Genomic DNA, 19,053 nt, shown 5'->3' with positions numbered 1-19,053 from the left:
TTTTCCATTTCCAATATTGATAAACATCTCCATCGGCCTGCTCTGGAACGAGCCCGAAATTCGCGGCACGCTAAACGGCCGCTTCAGCGCGCAATGCTTTACCGATTGCAATCGCTGGCTTGACCGGCAGAATATCAGCGGCGACCTTTTCGCACGGGCAAACAACACCTCTCAGCCTCAGCTCGAATGGGCGGTTCGACTCGGTGAATGCCTCACAGAGGAAAGCGCACAGAGACTGCTGAACAAAGTAGCTGCCGCTGAGCTGCTTGCGCGCGGAGAAGTTCTCGAAGCCGGAAAGAAGTGGGAGACGAAACTCGGCACGCTCGACAACCGAGTTTGGTGGCCCGTTATCAAACTTGAGTCACGAGACGAAGCTGCACAGGTGATGAACGCTCTGCGTGACACGCAGCCCATCGGACTGACGCTCGTGCGCCTGACGCGGCCAGAGATGAAGACACGATTTGAGTTCTCGCAGGCGGACTTCTCCGCAACGGTCGTGCGTGTGAAACTGACTCCATTGGATGACCATTCAACCTTCACATTGCAAAACGTCCCCATCGGCCGCGGCTTTCATTGGGAACGCCGTGAATCGCTGACCTATCGTGGTGACCTTGAGCTGTTTGCAACTCCAGACGGAGGATTAAGCGCGGCAAATCATCTGCCGCTTGAGCAATATGTGGAAACCGCAGTCGGCTCGGAGATGAGACACGATCTACCCGCCGCGTTTTCGCAAGCGCAAGCCGTCGCGGCCCGCTCAACAGTTTTGGCAACTGCAAATCGCCACCACTACTCTGACGGCTTTGATTTGTGCCACGACGACCACTGTCAATGCTATCAAGGCATAGCCCGCGAAGCCGATGCGGTCATCGAACCCATTCGCGCCACAAGCGGAGTCATCCTGCTCCACAGAAACAGAGTCGCCGATGCGCGCTACGCCAAATCCTGTGGCGGAGCAAGTGACCTGTTTGCAGAGGTATGGGGAGAAGAGGAGCCGGGCTATTTCGCGGTCCGGCCGTGCGGTGATTTCAAGGTGCCGGACTTAAGTAAAGAGCGGGAAGCGGAGCAGTTTCTGAAACATCCGCCTCATGCTTACTGCAATCCCGCAGACTATTCTTATCCGCATCCGTGGGACGAAGACAAACTGTTTCGCTGGACTCGCGATTACAACAAACAGAAGCTTGGCGAACTCTTCACGCGCAAGACGGGTGTGGATATCGGCGCGATACAGGTGCTCCATGTCAAGCACCGCAGTCCGTCCGGACGAATCACCGAGCTGCACCTCACGGGTGACAAGGGCAAGACTGTGCTGTATGGTGAGCTGGAAATCCGCCGCGCGCTGTCTGACTCGCATCTCCCCTCCTCGTACTTCATCGTCACGCATACACAAACTCATATCATTCTACTCGGCGGCGGCTGGGGACACGGCGTCGGCTTGTGCCAACTCGGCGCTGTGGCGATGGCAAAAGACGGATGGAGCATGAAGAAAATTCTCGCGCACTACTATCCAAACACGAAACTGGAAACCATTTAGCGAATGAACGTCGCACTCGTTATCGCGTTCGTCGGCGCACTGGTGTTTATGTCTCACCTGTTCACGGGTATCTTTCGACGAACACGGGTTCCGGACGTCCTGCTGTTGACGGTTATCGGCTTAATCATCGGACCGGGTCTGAAGATTGTGTCGAGTGAAGACTTCGGTCGTGTCGGTCCCGTGTTCACGACTGTCGCATTGATTGTGATGCTCTTTGAGGGCGGAATCGGCATACACTTGCATGATTTGCGGCGATCATTGCGCGGAGCGACAAATCTGACGGTAGCGGCATTCTTGGCGAGCATGGCAACGGCAACAATCTGTGCGGTCGAGTGGATGCACTTAGGGGTCATAGAGTCTCTCATGTTTGGCTCAATCGTTGCGGGCACAGCTTCGGCAGTCGTCATTCCCTTGGCCCGCGACCTGCATATCCAGAAGGAAACGAAATCAATGCTGGTTTTGGAGTCGGCTCTGACGGACGTGTTATGCATCGTGGTCATGCTGGGAATTCTAAATGCCTATGAGTCCGGAACGGTGAATGCGCTACCCGTCATCGGAGGCATCCTGCTGGCGTTTTTGCCGTCGGTCGTCGTCGGAACTGTCGCAGGCATTGCCTGGTCTTATCTTCTCAGCTGGGCACGCGAGATTCACAACTCAATTTTTATGACACCGGCATTTGTGTTCGTTGTGTACGGTTTGGCAGAACTTGCGGCCATGTCGGGGGCGATCGCGGCGCTTGCTTTTGGTGTTACGCTGGGAAACATTGAACTTTTTAAACTTGGGTGGCTAACAAAAAAACTTCCTTCCGACCCGATTTGTTTAGTGGACAAGGAAAAGAACTTCTTCGCCGATGCAGTTTTTCTAATTAAGACATTCTTCTTTGTGTATATTGGTCTGTCTATCCGGTTTGACAATCTAGAGCACACTGCGATCGGCGCGCTCATCGCCGGAGTGATTTTTGTAGTCCGCTATCCCGTGGTGTGGCTGATATCGCCGAAGAGCATGCCCCCCCGGGACGCGACGTTGGTGAGCACGATGGCTCCCCGCGGACTGGCTGCTGCGACGCTTGCCTCTATCCCCCTTCAAGCGGGAGTGGAAGGCGGCGAGATGATTCAGAATGTTGTGTACTCGTTTGTGTTGGCAAGCATTTTGATGAACGCGCTGCTCGTGCTTCTCGTTGAAAAGACAGCTTTTGGGAAACTGCTGGACTGGCCGTTTCGATCGCACATCCGACCCCAAACATAACAACTGCTTCGGAGTAAACATACGTCATCGAATAATCAACGAATCGGCGCAATCGGGGTATAAAGAGTGGGTCTGAGTATCCGGTTCGCAAGCAAACCAACAACCCGCAGGAGGCTAACATGCTTGCAACGATTCGCAAAACTCTGGTAGGAATGATGTGCTTGGTCGGCACGGTCGCGCAGTCGCAAACGTTTGTTCGAATCACCGACCCGCAGAATGAAGCGGCCGTCACTCCCGGAACATCCGGATATCGCGGCTGCGCTTGGGTGGACTATGATCTTGACGGAGACGACGACCTGTGGGTAAACCGCAACTTGCTGTACCGCAATGACGGCAACGGAGCATTCGTCAATGTCGGCATCGGAATCATCGCCAATACCGGCCTTGGCTCAGGCGGAAGTTGGGCGGACTACGACAACGACGGAGACCCCGACCTCTACTTGTCCGGCTCGCCCAATTCGATTCTCTATCGCAATGAAGGCAACGACCTGTTCACTCCGATTGATGAAGGCGACATCGGTTTCAGCGGACACGACTACCGCGGCTGGTCCTGCGCGTGGGGGGATTATGACAGTGACGGCAATGTGGATATGATTGTCACGCATCCGGCGGGCTTTCTGGGGAATCCAAGCATACCCAACATCATGTTTCGCAACGACGGGCCTCCGAACTACTCCTTTACCCGGATAACGGACAGCGATGTCGTGACCGGACTGGCAGCATACACGATAGGTAGCTTCGCGGACTTTGATCTCGATGGAGATCTGGATTTCAATATCGGCAGCGGCCCGGTATCCGCTCCCGGAGTGGATTATTTCTACCGCAACACGCTTGCACAAACCGGGACGGCGGAGTTAGCTCATTGGACGGGCAACAATTTGACCGGGACAGCGCGCGATGGCCAGAACATTAACTGGATTGATTTCGACAATGACGGCGACCTCGATTGCTACATCACGAACTACACAGCGGGATTCAACGGCGGCAGACGCAACGACTTCTATCGCAACGATAATGGCGCCTATGTGCAGATTATCGAAGGGGCGATTGTCACCGATCGGCAAACGTCACTGGGAAATTGCTGGGGCGACTTTGATAACGACGGCTGGCTCGACTGCGTTATCTCAAACGAGACAGGCACAAACAAGTATTACCGTAATCTTGGAAACGGCGAATTCGAGAGCCTGATGACACCGTTCACTGTGGCGGGTGTTTTTCGCTGCCCTGCCGCGAGCGACTATGACGACGACGGCGACCTTGACTTATTCTTCTCGGGTGTTGGAGCCGCACAAGGTTTCTACCGCAACGAGACGACAAACGGAAATCACTGGCTGAAGTTGAAACTGACCGGCACGGAAAGCAATCGGTCGGGAGTCGGAGCCGTGGTCAGGATGAAAGCCGTAATTGGCGGCGTCTCCATGTGGCAGATTCGCGAAGTGAACACGCAGAACAGCTTCTGCGGACACAACAGCCTGTCGGTGCATTTCGGCTTGGGAGACGCGGTGACTGCCGATTCGGTCGAGATTCGCTGGCCCTCGGGAGCAAGAGACTATTTTGTCAATGTTGGTTCCAATATTACGCTGAACGTGTCCGAAGGGGAAACCGCGCGGGCGGAAGAATTTCCCCACCTTCCTCGCGATTATTCCGTGACTGCCTTTCCCAATCCGTTTAACGGCGAGACGACCATTCACTACAGACTTCCTCATAATCAGTCAGCTCGCATAGAAGTTTTCGACATCACAGGCCGGTTGGTCAGACAGTTTGCGGAACTCCTGCAAAGCTCGGGAAGTATCCGCTTCAATCCGCAGCAACTTTCAAGCGGCACGTATTTCGTGTCACTGGTGGATTTGCAGGGCAAACTGCGCGACACGACCAAACTCCAATACCTGAAGTAATGATTGACACCCACTGCCATCTCTATTACGAACATTTTGCAGACGACCTTGACGAAGTTATGGCGCGCGCGAAAGCGGGCGGCGTGGACCGGGCGATTACAATCGCCGTTGACAAGGAGACCGGTGAACAATGCCTCGAATTGGTGAACCGTTTTCCCGGTCAGGTTTTCTGCGCATTAGGAGTGCATCCGAGCGAGACATCCAGGATAACTGAGGACGATCTCGATTGGATTGAAGCCGCAGTCGGTGACCCCGCGGTGGTGGCAGTGGGTGAGATCGGCCTGGACATCTATCGCGGAGAAACGAATATCAAAGAGCAGGAGAAACTCTTTGAAAGACTTCTCGAACTCGCCCGCCGTGTGGACCTGCCCGTGGTGATACATCACCGCGCGGCGGGTCTGCGCACGATTGAGATAATCGAGTCTGCGGGCAATCGCAAAGGGGTGTTCCACTGCTTCTCGGAAGACTATGAATACGCCAAACGTGTTCTTGATGCCGGATTTCACATCTCATTTACGGGGAACATCACCTACAAGAACTCGACCCTTCCGGCACTTGCCGCCCGGCTTCCGCTTGACCGAATTTTGCTCGAAACGGATGCTCCATTTATGGCACCGGTGCCTCACCGGGGCAAAAGATGTGAACCTTTTTTCACACGTGAGATAGCAGCTAAGTTATCGGAAATACATAGCATAAGCATCACAGAAATTGACAGGATAACCACTATTTGTGCAGAAAACCTGTTCTTTCGACACAGAATAGGCCAATAAACTAGCTTGCAGGAGGCACCCTCGGGAGACCTCAATCCAAGAGACCCACAGGGTGGACAGCTAGGCGACAATGTCACTCTGAAACGGGCTGCAGACATATCGATAAACTCAATATGCACATAGTATTAAACAAAGAACTAATATCCCCGCTTGATGTTAGTCAAGTGCCTCAAAATTTTATATTTCTCATCAGAAAGCTTGACAGGTTTGCTCCCAGAAACTATATTTATCACAGTTACGAAAAGCGAAAGAGCGCCGAGAGGCAGGCATGTCTCTTAGGCGCGGCCATTTGACCATTTAGAGAGGTGTGGGATGAAGAAAATGCGACTTGTTTTGGTCCTTGCGTTGGCTGCCCTGTTTTGTGGGAACGCCCTCGCTTTGGATGATGCCACGTTGGCATTCGATGAACAGAATCAGAAAATGCACTTGATCTTCGGCGATGCGACCCCGTTTAACGCAATCGTGTCGTTCATTCATCTTCCGGCCGCCTGCGGTCTGCCGCAGCGCTGGGATGAATCGACAGGTCAGTATGTGGATGGAATCGTGGCCGAGAACACGGACTTCCACTGGTGCGAGTTGGACATGTTTGTAGGTGACCTCGAGATTGGTCAGTCGGTTCAGGTCGGCGCACAAGTTCAGGTTTGGAGCTTGGACTGGAGCCAGCTTGAATACACGGTTGACATTTTTGACTGGAACAACGTTCAAACTCTGGACGGACAGACTCTTGAATACGTGACGGACGGCTGCACCCCGGTTCTGCCGGCGTCGATTCCCATCAATTCCGCGTTCTGCGCCACGATCTGCCACGGCACGTTCGTGATTCCGATTGAATGCGAAGATCCGGGCCATACGCCGGGTACCCTTGAAATCACGGTGACCAACCGTTGCAACCCGGCTGAAGGTTCGCATTGCGACAATCCGGATTGCGCCGGCGTGGACTGGTCACTCTTCAACTGGAACATTCGCGTGTTCCCGAACTGCTTGCTCTTCTTGACGATGTCCTATTGCGGCGTTGACCCCGGTTGCGTCTGCATCTGGCGTTCGGACTTCATCCTGCCCGTCGAAATCAATGGCTTTGACGCTGTTGCCGGTGACGGCGAGGTGACGTTGAACTGGAGCACGATGAGCGAATCTGATTTGCGTGAGTTCCGTATTACCCGCAGCGAAAATCGCGACTTCGGCTATTATGGTCTGGCCGCGATCGAAGCCACCAATAACGCCACGGGTAACAACTACACCTTTGTTGACAACGATGTCACCAATGGCAAGACCTATTACTACAAACTCCATGTTGAAGACGTGAACGGCAACGTCAGCGTTTACAACATCGACGGTCAATCCGTTGTTGCCGAAGCGACTCCGCAGAGCGGCGCTGTGGCACTTAACTACGAACTGGCCCAGAATTACCCGAATCCGTTCAACGCTCAGACCAGCTTCAATTTCAGCCTCCCGGTTGCCGGCAACGTCAGCCTGAAGGTCTATGACATGCTGGGTCGTGAGGTTGCCACTGTGGTTAACGGCACGATGGCTGCTGGCGTCCACACGGTGAACTGGTCGGCTGAAGGCCTTGCTACGGGCGTGTATATGTACACGCTGACGGCCGGTGAATTCACCGCGTCGCAGAAGATGCTCTATCTGAAGTAAGATTACAGCACTTCCAAGCACCACGTAGGATGACCACAAAAACCACGGAGATTGACCGCATGAAAAAGGTATTTGCTATTATGATGCTGGCCGCAGCGCTGTTTATCGCCGCTCCGAATTCGGTGCAGGCGCAGTGCACGCCCAGCTATCCTGCGGAGCTTCACCTCGGTGAGTCCGCTTGTATTCAGGTTTGCCAATTCGGACTGATCAACTTCTTCCTCGTCGGAGCGGATCTTGATCAGGCCGGTATCCCTGTCATCACCGCCGTCGCGGGTTGCAACCCGTCGTCTAGCGACTGTGATGTTGCATGTCAGCCCATTACTCCCCCGTCCATTTTCACTTTGGGCGGCGGAATCTTCTTCCCCAGCCCCACGGATTGGTCCGGATTCAGCGATTGTATGGAAATCGCCTATCGCTGGAATCATGACGGCTACTGGGAAATCGAAATCTTCAGCCTTTGCTCGGGCTGCTTCTGCTTGAGCTTTGACGATCAGTTGGCCGCCGAAGTCGCGTCGTTTGATGCCGTCGCAGGTGACCGTCAAGTGACCGTCAACTTCAGCACCGTCAGCGAGACCGATCTGGATCACTTCAACATCCTCCGTGATGGCGTGAAGGCGACCGAGATTGCCGCGACGAACAGCACGGCTGGCCACAGCTACTCGTGGGTGGATAACGGCGTGACCAACGGCGTCACCTACACCTATACGCTGGAATCGGTTGATGTGAATGGTTCGAGCGAAGTGTTGGCTGCGACCAGCGCTACGCCGGATGCTCCGAATGGTGTGGTTGCGAAGTTCGCACTCGATCAGAACTTCCCCAACCCGTTCAACCCGGAGACCAACATCAGCTTCGAATTGGCTGAAGCTTCGAACGTCAGCCTGCGTATCTTCAACCTGGTTGGCCAGGAAGTCGCCACGCTCGTTAGCGGCCCGCAAGCCGCCGGACGTCACACGGTGAACTTTGATGCGTCGAGCCTCACCAGCGGTATGTATATCTACCGTCTGGAGGCCGGTGCCTTCAGCGCGACCCGTAAGATGATTCTGATGAAGTAATTTCCACCTCTCTTGGAAATAGAAAGCCCCTCTGCGAAGGCAGAGGGGCTTTTCGTATAAATGCTTGGAGAACGCTATTCGATGGAGTGCGGCTTGCCGACGGACTCGGTGATGACCGCAATCTCCCGCTGACCCGTGAGCTTAAGATAACTGACAATCGCGTCGATTTTGGCAGCTGAGATTTCCGCCCCGTAAGCAAGCATTCGGAATCCGTTGCTGTCATACAGGCTCTGTCCGAGCTGCATCCCGGCTCTTAATGCGTCCACAGGAATCAGAGAACTGTCTGCATCCGGTTTGAATTCCCGTTGTGAGACCGTCGCATCGAGCGCCGCCAGAACGTTGGGATCGAAGTGAGTGTTTGCCTTACTCCAAAGCTGAGTCAGATTGTCAGCGGCGCGCTCGGTGCCTTCAGCGGCATCCAGCCGCTCAAACGCGATGCAAGCACGCAGAATTCTCGCGCCAATCGGAATCTTGTTCATCATCGCGCCGGATGGGCCGGTTCCGTCGACATTCTCAAGCTGATATCCGACACACAGGGCGACACCTTCCAGCGACGGAAGCGTGCGCAGAATCACTGCCCCAAGCGCCGCGTAATTCTCATAAATACGAATCCGCTCCGGCGGCATTTCGCTCAGATCCGTGTAAAGCAACTCGTCCGGAACGCCGATTTTACCGATTTCACGGAGTCTTGCAGCAATCATCAAGTCATCAAGTTCCTGCTTGGAAAGACGCAGATGCCGTCCAACCTGTTCGGCCAGCGCTTCGATTCGAATGGCGCGCTCGTGGCTGCCGGGAACCCGGAGATTGACCGCACGCTCAAGAATCTCGATCAGGTCCTTAAGATCCAACGGAGGGAATTCCTCTTTTACCTTTGTCTCTGCCTTCGTTTGCGAGAGCATGATTAGCAGATGACAGGCGCTGCGCATCGAATGTATCGGCGTGAACTTGGAGAGCACAACGTCAACCATATCCGTGTGTGTCGGACCGAGACCGAGAATTGGCAGCCCCTTGGCCTTCAGCATGGCAAGAATCGGCGCGATTCTATGCTCCACGGGCACGCTGCAGCAGATTATCCAGTCAGGGGCAATGTTATGGAGTATGGGAGCAGCCGCAACGTCTGTCACGTCCAATGCGGTCACATTGGCAATCGTCACAAGGCTCTGCGGGAACAGCTCGCGAGCGCGGGTGGTAAGGAATAAAACCTTGAATTTCTGATTAACCATCACAGTTTCCCCAGGTCAAAGTTCACGTATCCATTGTGGTGGTGTGTCCGAAAAATCAAAATTTACCGTGAAATTTCCAAAACAATGTAACACCGAATAATGAAGCTATGCCGCTCATGAGCGGCGGGATTGCAATGGGAACAAGTCCCAATAAGTTATACGGCCAAGGCGCGACCGCGATAGCAACCGCCAGAATCGTATTGATGAGTGCTTTCGCTCCCGCATTTGCGATAATCTCCTGACGCTCGTCATCGTCCGCAGCTTCGAGGAGCAGTTTCCAGGCATCCACCAGCGCCCTGACCAGCTGAATCAGCGGCACAAGAACCAGTAAATACCATACTTCCAAAATTCACTCCTTATTGAAAGTCCCTCTGGACTTCCACGGATTCTATTGCCATATTAAGGGGAAGCGTCATCAGTATCCGGATGATGTGCTCATTAAGCCGCGTTCCCGAACCGACAATCTTCACTCCGGTGCGGCTCCAGATGTCTTCGGCCAGCACCATCCCTTCATGCAGGTCCGACAGGCGGACGCGCCGCGTTGCGGCACCCTTGTTCAGTTGCGCCGTGGCGAGTGTGGCATAGTTCTCGACGAGTCCCACAATCATCGGGTCGTACAGGGAACCTCTGCCCCGGCCGAGCACATGAACCACTTCGTCCCGGCCTTTGGTGCCCGTATCCGTAATCATCTGAAACGCGCTGGCAACTCGAAGAATGCGCGAACCGAGCGGAATCTGATGCGCGGCCAGATTCATCGCACCGGAACCGTCGAAATTTTCGAGACAATATTCAACAATCTTCGCCGCCGCCGAAAAAACCGGAAACTGTCTCAACACCCGCGCACCGAGCATCGGATAACGGTCGTACATCGCCTGCTCATCGGGTGTGCGCTGTTCACGCGGAGTGAACAATATCTTGTCGGGCAAACCCAGCTTGCCGATTTCTCGCATTCTCGCCGCGAGCTGAAGTGTATTCAGCTCTTCTCCGCCCATACCGAGATGTGAGCCGATCCACAAACATGCCTGTACCACGCGCTCGGCGCGGTCACGGTAATCAGGCATACGCAGCGCAAGCAGATGCTCCATCATCTGCGCGAAATCATCCGCCGAGTGCTTCAGCCATGTGCCGATGCCGTTTACTCCCTGTCCCGGCGGAAGCGCGCAAAGCGTCGCCGGACTGGCGAGCAGTGAAATCATCGAGCGCAAGTCCGTCATGGCAATTGTGACCGACACGTCACACATCAATCGTTCGCACGGCCCCGTGCCGAATCCGAGCACAGGAAGCATCAATGTCGAGACTCGATCGAGTGCGATATGAGCGTCGTGATCCATCGGCGCACCGATGACAATTACCGCCGGATCAAACTGCTTTATGGATAGATCAGGCTGACAGCCGCGGCGGATGCAACGAGTCTCCGCGGCCTGCAGCACAGCTTCTGGTGCGTTTCGCTCATCCGTATTCAAAAGATACAAGACGCGTGATCTGAAATTCGAACCCATCAGTTTCGCCCCCCGGTGGCAAATAGGGAAACTCTGTTCTTGCTTTTCTTAGGCTTGTCGTTCTGTGACGTTCCTGACTGGCCGGCATCTGAGTTGCCGCCGGTCTCAAGACTGCTGAGTTTTCCCAGTGCGATATCCATACCTTGATCGGATACAAGCAGCATGGAGATTCTGCGGTTGCGCGGGTCCAGCGGATCATCAAAACGCGGCCTGCGGTCGGCGTATCCGCGCACCATTAAGACTTGATCCCCCGACAAACCGGCCTGCTCCATCACCCTCCGCGCTTCATTGGCGCGCTGTGTGGAAAGCTCCCAATTCGTTATGTTGCTGCTGTTCGAAAACTGCGCGGCGTCGGTGTGTCCTTCAAGAATCAGTTTATTGTTCACTTTGCTGTACTCCGCCGCCAACGCCTTGAGTGCCGCAATCAGCTTCGGTGAAAGTTCCGCGCTGCCCGATGCGAAGAGAACCTCGTTCTCGCCTTCGTTGATTTCGACCCGCAGCCCTTCGTGCGAAACTTCAATCGTGATTTGATCCTTCAGCCCTTGAAAAACGTCGCTCTCTTCGATAAGCTGTTTCAGTTTCTCAGCTTCGTTTTCCAGTTCGGCGTCGGGAAGCGTGTGCATTTGCGCGACTGAAGGAAGTTTAATGATCGACAAACCCTGCGCATTGCTGGTCGCTTCCGCGGGTCCCGCTCCCAGCAAAGCCTTGCCGGTTGGATCGCGGAAGTAACCGCCGATTCCGCGCTTGACGTCTTCGGACTGTCCAAGAATCCACAGCACGATGAACAGCGCCATCATCGCCGTTACGAAGTCGGCGAACGCCACTTTCCATGCGCCGCCGTGGTGGCCATGTGCGTGCCCCTTCTTGACGATTCGTATAATCGGCGGGTCGTTGTGCAGCTCTGCCATGGCTTAACCGTGACTCTTGTTCTTGGCTTCCTTCAAAAGCTTCTCCGTCTCCTCAAACGACGGTCTGTCGGAATGGAAGATCGCGCGGCGGGCAAACTCTATCGAGACAGAGGGCGCCATGCCCTTGGCAAAGGCTGAGATTCCTGCCTTGATAACGTGCAGCAGCCTCGCGTTGTTGCGGTTGCGCGCTTCAAGGTTCGCTGCCATCGGTGAAAAGAATCCGTACGCGAAGAGAACACCCATGAACGTTCCCACGAGTGCTGCGGCGACGTGATGACCGACTACTGCCGGATCGCCGTCAATGTGACCCATCGTAATGATAATACCAAGAACTGCGGCGACAATTCCGAGTCCCGGAAGTGCGTCGGCTATTTTGGCGATCACGCCGGCCGTGATGCCCGCTTCTTCATGATGCGAGTCGATTTCCTGATCCATCAGCATTTCGATCTCGTGCGGTGGTACTGACCCGGCGAGAAAGAGCTTGATGGTGTCGCAAATGTAAGCCAAAGCGCCGTGGTCGTGAAGTATCTGAGGATACTTCTCGAAGACCTTGCTGGTGTGCGGGTCGTTAACATGCGATTCAAGCGCGATGATTCCGTCTTTGCGGGCCATTTGAAACAGCTCGTTGAGTAACAACAGCGTTTGAATGTAGGTATCTTTCGACGGCCCCGATTTCCCGGTCATGATTCCCATCATGTCCGTCACAAGAGCCTTCAGCGTTGCGACTGGAACCGAAATTAACAGTCCGCCAATCGTTGCGCCGAAAATCACCACGACTTCAGACGGCTGAATCAGAACTCCGATTGCGCCGCCTGCCATCAGGAAACCGCCGATAACGCCGCCGATAACGACCAAAACACCAACTATTGCCATAGCGTCTTTGAGATTAGCTTCAGTTAGTTCGAGGTTTTACACGATTCATCGCACCCATCCATCGCAATCGGTGTGCCCCAGCGTAAATGCCCCGAAAGGCATTGTGAAGAATCGATAATGAGCAGTTCAATCATGAAGCCACATCAGCTTTTTACGGGTCATCTTCGTTTTCTCGAAGAGACTCTTGCCAAGTCATTGCGCGATCTCAAAAAAAGTGACCCGCTTGCCGAAGTGTGGGTCATTGTACCTAATCAGCTCGCGCGGCTGCATCTGCAGCGGTTCTTGGCTGGGAAGCTTCAAATTGCCGCAAACATCCGGTTCAAAACTGTGACGGACCTGATGCACGCGCTGGCAGAACCGGTAGTTCTTGAGGAAGGCTGGAGTACTCTCAGCGAGGCTGCGGTTGACCCGCTGCTGGAAAATGTCCTGAGCGCAGAGTACGGAAAGCTGAAGTATCTCAAACCGGTTGCGAATTCGGCCGGCTTCCGCCGGGCCTTGCTGAAAACTCGCCGTGATCTCATTCTGCACGAAATCGCCCCGGCCGACCTGAATCGCGTGCTGTTTGCCGACCGTGAGCGTGAATACAAGCTGCACGATCTCGCACTCCTTTACTCTGCCGTGAATCAGGCGCTGGAGAAACTTAAACTGCACGACAGTGCCATGCTTCAGCAGCTCGCATATCGTGCAGCCAGGACAAACATAAATCTTCGTGCTCCACTCAACCTCTACTGTGTCTTCGAACTCCCGCCGTTGACCCGTTCAATTCTTGGCAAAGTCATGTCAAACCTGGACGTGACCGCGTTTCTTCCATGGGTTGCCGACCGCCGCGCCTATGAATACAATAAGGACACTTATCAATGGTACATGAGCAGCGGATTTACGGAGTCCCGGGAGGAGAACGCCGCCGTACAGTACACGGACATTCGTTTTGTTAGCACCCCGCGCGAGTCCGCGGCTGCCACCGAAATAATCCGCGACATTATTGACAATGAGTCGATCAAGTCCGGCAGTGCTGCCGTTCTGCTCGCCGGAAGCGGTGCGCTCGCCGCTGTTCTTGAGACCAGATGTCAAATGATCGGACTGCATCCCTACATTTACGAGGCAAAGACCGTTGGTCAGACCGCTGCCGGACGAGGACTCTCTGCTCTGGTCGAACTGCTGGATGGTGAATTGTCACGCGAACGGGTCGCAGACTATCTCGCATCCGCACCGTTCATTTCGTCCATTGCCTCCCTGACAGGCGAGTGGATTCGTCTTGCCGAGGAATCCTATGTCATCGCCGGGCTAAAGGACTGGGAGTACCGCATCTCCCGGAAAACTGAACAGCTCGAATACCACGCAAGCAAGTTTGCCGGACAGGATGAGGAGGAGGATAGCGTCGTTGACGTGCGGCGGCGAATTGAAAACGCCAACGCTTGTCTTGCATTCATGCGAGAGCTTGACGCGATGATTCAGCGGGCGGCAAGCGCGGCATCGTGGGAATCGGGTGTAGCTGCTGTCTGGGAATATTACAAGGAGAGCATCGAGCTTGATGAAGAGTTTGCCGGTTTGACACATCAGCTCGAACAGGCTTCACTGCTCGACGCCGCACGCGTGCCCTGCACTGCACATGGACTGCGCGAGTTCCTTCTATCCGCTCTCGAAACACCGGGAACCCGCACCGGCAAATTTAACGCCGGAACCCCAATCGTTGCCCCGCGCGAAGTCGCGCTCGGCGCAACATTCCCCCATGTCTTCCTGCCCGGCTTCAACGAAGGAACCGTTCCACATCTGCAGAAGCAGGATCCGCTGTTGCTTGATGCCGACCGGTATCAACTGAACACCACACTCTCCGCGTCACTGCCGTTAGCGAAAGACTCTCTGGTGCGCGAGCGCTTTCTGCTTGAAATGCAGCTCCGCTCGGCCACGGAAAGCGTGACAATCTGCTATTCGCAATCCGATGCCGACGGACGCCCCTTGCTGAAATCTCCCTATATCGCGGAACTGTGCGAAATCCAGAACAGTGTTCCGCTGACGGCCGAAGAGCTGGACTCTTTGCTTAAAACCTTGCCCAATCGTCAAACTCTGTCCAATCCATTGCGTGTCAGCCGCAGCGCAACACCTGTGAGCCGCAGTGAATACAATCGCCGCAAACTCTTCGATGCGCTGCAGGACGGCAACACACATGCACTGTCCCATCTCGCGCAGGATTCGGAATTTCAGCGAATCGTCAATTCAGAAGTCTCCCGCTTCAGCGCGCGTGCCTACACAAATTCCGACGGACTCATTTCCAACAGCACTGCGCTCGCACATCTCAACACGACATTCTCGCGCGATATCGCGATTTCGGCTTCCACGCTCGAAGACTATTGGAAATGCCCCTTTCGCTTCCTCGTGACAAGGCTCTGGGAGGCTTACGCGCCCGAATCGGTTAACAAACTGTCTCCGCTTACCGAACGCGAAAAGGGAACTCTTCTGCACAATATTCTCCAACGCTATCATGGCCGGAAGCTTAATCTTCCCGTGACCGGCGAACACTACACATGGGACGAACTCCGCAGCATAGCTCTGGAAGAGATTACGTCCTACGCGCGCAAGTTTCCAATTGGGTCGCGCTTTGCCGCTGCAAAACTCAGACAGCAAATTCTGCTCTTGCTGCAATCATACTACGCCGATCTGTTCAACAGTGACACGGTTTGGCTTACCCGGCACGTGGAGTTGAGCTTCGGATTCGGCAAACCTCCAATGCCCGCGGCCGTGCCTTACACATTCCCCGACGAAGAGCAAATACTCTTCAAGGGCCGCATTGACCGGTGGGACAGCGATGCCGCTGGCCGGGAAATAAACATCATTGATTACAAGAGCGGGTCTCCGCCCAAAAAGAACTCCCGCAAGATGGAGCGCAGGCTGCAGCGGGAAATCTACCGGCTCGCGGCCGAGTCTGCTGCCCCCGCTGCCAATGTCAGCGCGCAATACTACTACATCGCCGGCGCATTGCGAGACGTTGCCTCGGATGCCGAGTCCCGCGCGGAAGCGTTGTCCGTAGCCGCGTCGTTGTTGTCCGATTTACGCACCGGCATCTTCGCGCCGGACCCGGCGGAAGACGATTCTACAGCCTGTAAATACTGCTCCGTCAAACTGGCCTGCGGAGCGCAAAGACACTCAGGAAAAGCGTTTAATTCATCTGCCGTTCCCAACCTTCGTACAAACCGCACAGCAAAGGATGATACGGAAGAAACCGGAGCCGACGACAATGAATGACAGCGCAGCGCGTCTTGAAGCGCAGCAAAACTTCCGCAAAACCATTCTGGTCGAAGCAGGTGCAGGTACCGGAAAAACGACGCTCCTCGTCAATCGCATCTGCAGCATGATTGAAGCTGGAATTCATCCCGAGCGTATTGCCGCCGTGACATTTACCGTTAAAGCGGCGGGCGAGATGAAACAGCGGCTCCGCAATCAACTCCGCAAATCTGAATCACAGCATGCGCGTCAAGCCCTTGAAAACCTCGACCGCATGACCATCAACACCATTCACGGCATGGCCGCGGAATTCCTGCGGATGCTGCCCGTTGAAGCTAAACTGCCTCCCGAATTTACTTCACTGGATGAACTGCAACAGCAAGTTGCCATGAAGGATTTTCGCGAGAGCTGGCTGACACGAGCTCTCGATCTTGATGTGCCCGCGTCCTTTGCTTTTGCCGATCTGCTTGGTCTGAATTTGCTCGGCAACGATACAAAAAGTCTGAGTAGTCTGTTCGACCGTCTCGTGTTGTCAATGCTGGACCCCGATGAGCTTTCCACGGGCGCCGACTCGGTCGAGGAAGTCGTGCAGGCAGTCGCACCGCTCGAACATGCCGTCGCAAACCTCGCCCCCATGATTCAGCATTGCAGCAATCCGGACGACAAGCTTCTGAGACAGATTGAAAGCGCGCTGAACTGGTACAACACCCGGCCTGCGGAAATCTGGTCTGATCAAGGTGTATTGTGGCTCAGCGCAGGTGACGCTGCGTCAAAACAAAAAGGAAGCAAATCAAATTGGGCTGTCGGAACGCTGGATGAAGCACGCAGCCGTTACGCCGATTTTACACAGAGTGTGCGGAACCTGCGAAACACAGCCATGTCTGTCGTCTGCAGCGATTGCAAACGCTGGCTTGCCCCGGCTGTGCTGCAATTCCGCGAATCCCTGCGCAGCCGGGGCATGATTGGTTTTGACGACCAATTGCTGCTCTGCCGGAACATGCTCCGGGATTCCAAAATTGCGCGGGACTTCTTCAAGAGCAGATTTGACCATGTCCACATTGACGAGTTTCAGGACACCGATCCAGTTCAGGCCGAAATTCTTTTCTACATCTGCGAATCAAAACTAACTCATGTGACGCGATGGCAGGACATTGAGCTCGAACCCGGCAAACTGTTCGTGGTCGGCGACCCGAAGCAATCTATCTACCGGTTTCGCGGCGCTGACGTGCGCATTTACAACAAAGTCGCCTCCGAAATCGAAAAGGAAGGCAACAAGCTTACCATAACGAAAAACTTCCGAAGCTTCAAAGGCATTCTCTCCGAAGTCAACGAAATCACGCGGCCGCTGATGAGTGCGCGGAATGAGTACGAGTCAGACTACGTGGATCTTGTTCCCTCCGATGAGGCGAGCGACGATGACCGTGCAGTGGAACTGCTTGTGCCGCCGGCCACGTACGACCGGCTGTCGCAAAACGCGGCGCTTGCTGCCAAATGGGAAGCCGCCGCCATCGCCGAACACATCAATACGTTAGCTCAAAATACTCCCGGCTTCTGCTTTTCGCAAGTGGCGATTCTCATGCGTTCGGGCACGCACATATCTCGGTTGCAGGAGGCGCTTGGCGCGCGGGACATTCCCTTCATCAGCTTCATCAATGAGGCCTACGTCGGACGCGTCGAAATTGAATCCGTGCTGACCATGCTTCTTGCCATTTCCAACCCCCAGCATACTGTCGCGGTAATCGGCGCACTGCGCTCGGTCTGGTTTGCATTGTCGGATGATCAACTCTTCGAACATAAACTGTCCGGCGGCAGTTTCGTTTACACGGATAACCTCCCGCGCACCGGTCCGGTGGGCGCCGCGCTGGACAGCTTGCTCTCATGGCACAGGAAAAGCAAGCACATGAGTCCAAGCGCACTGATCGAAGAGCTGCTTGCGGTCACCCACACGGAATTGATCTTCGGCCTGAAGTCGGAAGGCACACAGCGCGTGCAGAACATCCAGACGCTGGTCGAATACGTACGGCGCTTTGAGCAAATCGGCACGCCGTCGCTGTCCTCAATCGTCGAGCGGATCTCCTCCATGACGAAACTCGTGCAGAATACGGAACTGGATGCCCACGACGATGAACGGCGCGCAGTTCAGATTATGTCGCTGCACAAGGCCAAAGGTCTGGAGTTTGACCATGTCTATATCTTCCGCTACGACGAATCGAAACAAAATGACGGCGATTGGACTGTCCTGAAAAACATCAATGATACCGGTCATGAAATCGGAATTTCTGCGAATAACGGCGGGTACTGCACGTTGAATTGGGAGACAATCTCCGGTCAGGAAGTGCTTGCGCACACTGCGGAGCTGAATCGCCTTCTTTATGTCGGAATGACACGCGCTCGCAGGAAACTGATTCTGCCTCTCGCTTGGCAGCGGACGAGCCACAAGTCATCCAAGCCCAAAATCCCCGAACCGCTGTTGGCGCGCTATCCGTTGGACAAGGACAATCTGCCGTGCGTTGACAACACGCTGGCCGTACGGACATCGTCAAACGCAGTGCTCCTAAGGGACTATCGACCACTTGCCTCGCGTCTCAAATGGAATGCCGATGTCTCAGACCGGGGAATTGCGGAGTACGCAGAGTGGCAAGCCTCGCTGGAAAGCCGTGTCAACTCTCTTAGGCCGGCCTTTGTCCGGACGGAAGAAGAGGATACTGCCGTTGATTGGCGGCAGGTACGCGCGCGCAAAATCGGTATCTACGTGCATGCCGTCCTGGAACAGATTGCAAAGGGACGCAAACTCGACCATGCACGGACACTCGTTCAGCGCGGATCCAAACTGAATCCATCTGAACTTGATGAAGCCGACAGAATTATTGAAAATGTCACCGCTTCCAGTCTCTTCACCGTTGACCTGCCGCAGGCCAAAACGGTTATTACGGAGCTGCCGATTGTCGCCGTAGCCGATGGCACTCCCGTCTCGAAATTCGTTGACCTGATCTTTGAAACCGCTTCGGGCGAGTGGGTGCTGCTTGACTACAAGTCGGATGACATTCCCGCTGAAGCCGTCGGCGTGAGAACAGAGTATCATCGCGAACAAATTGACACATACGCTGCGCTGTTCGAGAAACTGTTTGGCCGTTCGCCCGCTCGCAAACATCTCTACTTCCTGAGGCCGGACGTGCTTGTTGACCTGAAATAGA

The 19,053-nt window shown here is 54.7% G+C and carries 13 protein-coding genes; 8 read left to right on the top strand and 5 right to left on the bottom strand.

Annotated features, from left to right (window positions below):
- Positions 1 to 16 precede the first annotated feature (16 nt).
- The 6 genes from HUU59_12450 to HUU59_12425 all read left to right on the top strand — a co-directional run bounded on the left by HUU59_12450 (position 17) and on the right by HUU59_12425 (position 8,137).
- Positions 17 to 1,531 (top strand): SpoIID/LytB domain-containing protein, encoded by a 1,515-nt coding sequence (locus HUU59_12450; protein ID NUO20247.1) that lies wholly within the window; start codon positions 17 to 19, stop codon positions 1,529 to 1,531.
- Positions 1,532 to 1,534: 3 nt separating this feature from the next.
- A complete protein-coding gene (locus HUU59_12445; GenBank protein ID NUO20246.1) occupies positions 1,535 to 2,776 on the top strand; it encodes a cation:proton antiporter in 1,242 nt (413 codons plus the stop codon).
- A 119-nt stretch (positions 2,777 to 2,895) separates the two neighbouring features.
- Positions 2,896 to 4,671, top strand: coding sequence for a VCBS repeat-containing protein (locus HUU59_12440; GenBank protein ID NUO20245.1), 1,776 nt, complete (start codon positions 2,896 to 2,898; stop codon positions 4,669 to 4,671).
- Positions 4,671 to 5,441: a TatD family hydrolase gene (locus HUU59_12435; GenBank protein ID NUO20244.1), complete on the top strand. Its 771-nt coding sequence runs from the start codon at positions 4,671 to 4,673 to the stop codon at positions 5,439 to 5,441. Before HUU59_12440 ends, HUU59_12435 begins: the two co-directional genes overlap by 1 nt.
- A 312-nt stretch (positions 5,442 to 5,753) precedes the next feature.
- Positions 5,754 to 7,085: a T9SS type A sorting domain-containing protein gene (locus tag HUU59_12430; protein ID NUO20243.1), complete on the top strand. Its 1,332-nt coding sequence runs from the start codon at positions 5,754 to 5,756 to the stop codon at positions 7,083 to 7,085.
- A gap of 59 nt (positions 7,086 to 7,144) precedes the next feature.
- Positions 7,145 to 8,137, top strand: coding sequence for a T9SS type A sorting domain-containing protein (locus tag HUU59_12425; GenBank protein NUO20242.1), 993 nt, complete (start codon positions 7,145 to 7,147; stop codon positions 8,135 to 8,137).
- A 74-nt stretch (positions 8,138 to 8,211) separates the two neighbouring features.
- Here the strand turns inward: HUU59_12425 and HUU59_12420 are convergent, their stop codons facing one another.
- Genes HUU59_12420 through motA form a run of 5 tightly spaced genes read right to left on the bottom strand, consistent with a single transcriptional unit; the run spans position 8,212 to position 12,640 of the window.
- Positions 8,212 to 9,360 (bottom strand): hypothetical protein, encoded by a 1,149-nt coding sequence (locus HUU59_12420; GenBank protein NUO20241.1) that lies wholly within the window; start codon positions 9,358 to 9,360, stop codon positions 8,212 to 8,214.
- Between the two features lie 55 nt (positions 9,361 to 9,415).
- Positions 9,416 to 9,706, bottom strand: a complete 291-nt coding sequence (locus HUU59_12415; GenBank protein ID NUO20240.1) for a hypothetical protein — start codon at positions 9,704 to 9,706, stop codon at positions 9,416 to 9,418.
- A gap of 10 nt (positions 9,707 to 9,716) precedes the next feature.
- Positions 9,717 to 10,859: a hypothetical protein gene (locus tag HUU59_12410; protein ID NUO20239.1), complete on the bottom strand. Its 1,143-nt coding sequence runs from the start codon at positions 10,857 to 10,859 to the stop codon at positions 9,717 to 9,719.
- The gene (locus HUU59_12405) at positions 10,859 to 11,767 is read right to left on the bottom strand and encodes an OmpA family protein (protein NUO20238.1); all 909 of its coding nucleotides are present in this window, start codon (positions 11,765 to 11,767) and stop codon (positions 10,859 to 10,861) included. The genes HUU59_12410 and HUU59_12405 overlap by 1 nt, the downstream gene beginning before the upstream one ends.
- A gap of 3 nt (positions 11,768 to 11,770) precedes the next feature.
- Positions 11,771 to 12,640, bottom strand: coding sequence for a flagellar motor stator protein MotA (motA, locus tag HUU59_12400; protein NUO20237.1), 870 nt, complete (start codon positions 12,638 to 12,640; stop codon positions 11,771 to 11,773).
- 117 nt (positions 12,641 to 12,757) lie between these two features.
- On the opposite strand from motA, the gene HUU59_12395 reads away from it, so the two are divergent.
- Positions 12,758 to 15,880 (top strand): exodeoxyribonuclease V subunit gamma, encoded by a 3,123-nt coding sequence (locus HUU59_12395; protein ID NUO20236.1) that lies wholly within the window; start codon positions 12,758 to 12,760, stop codon positions 15,878 to 15,880.
- Positions 15,843 to 19,052 (top strand): UvrD-helicase domain-containing protein, encoded by a 3,210-nt coding sequence (locus tag HUU59_12390; GenBank protein ID NUO20235.1) that lies wholly within the window; start codon positions 15,843 to 15,845, stop codon positions 19,050 to 19,052. The genes HUU59_12395 and HUU59_12390 overlap by 38 nt, the downstream gene beginning before the upstream one ends.
- The last annotated feature ends 1 nt before the right edge of the window (position 19,053 follow it).

The organism is bacterium, assembly GCA_013360195.1.
In the GTDB taxonomy this organism is placed as follows: Bacteria; Electryoneota; RPQS01; order RPQS01; family RPQS01; genus JABWCQ01.
Note: the sequence above shows the minus strand (reverse complement) of the source record. Positions and strands in the feature narration are given on the sequence as shown.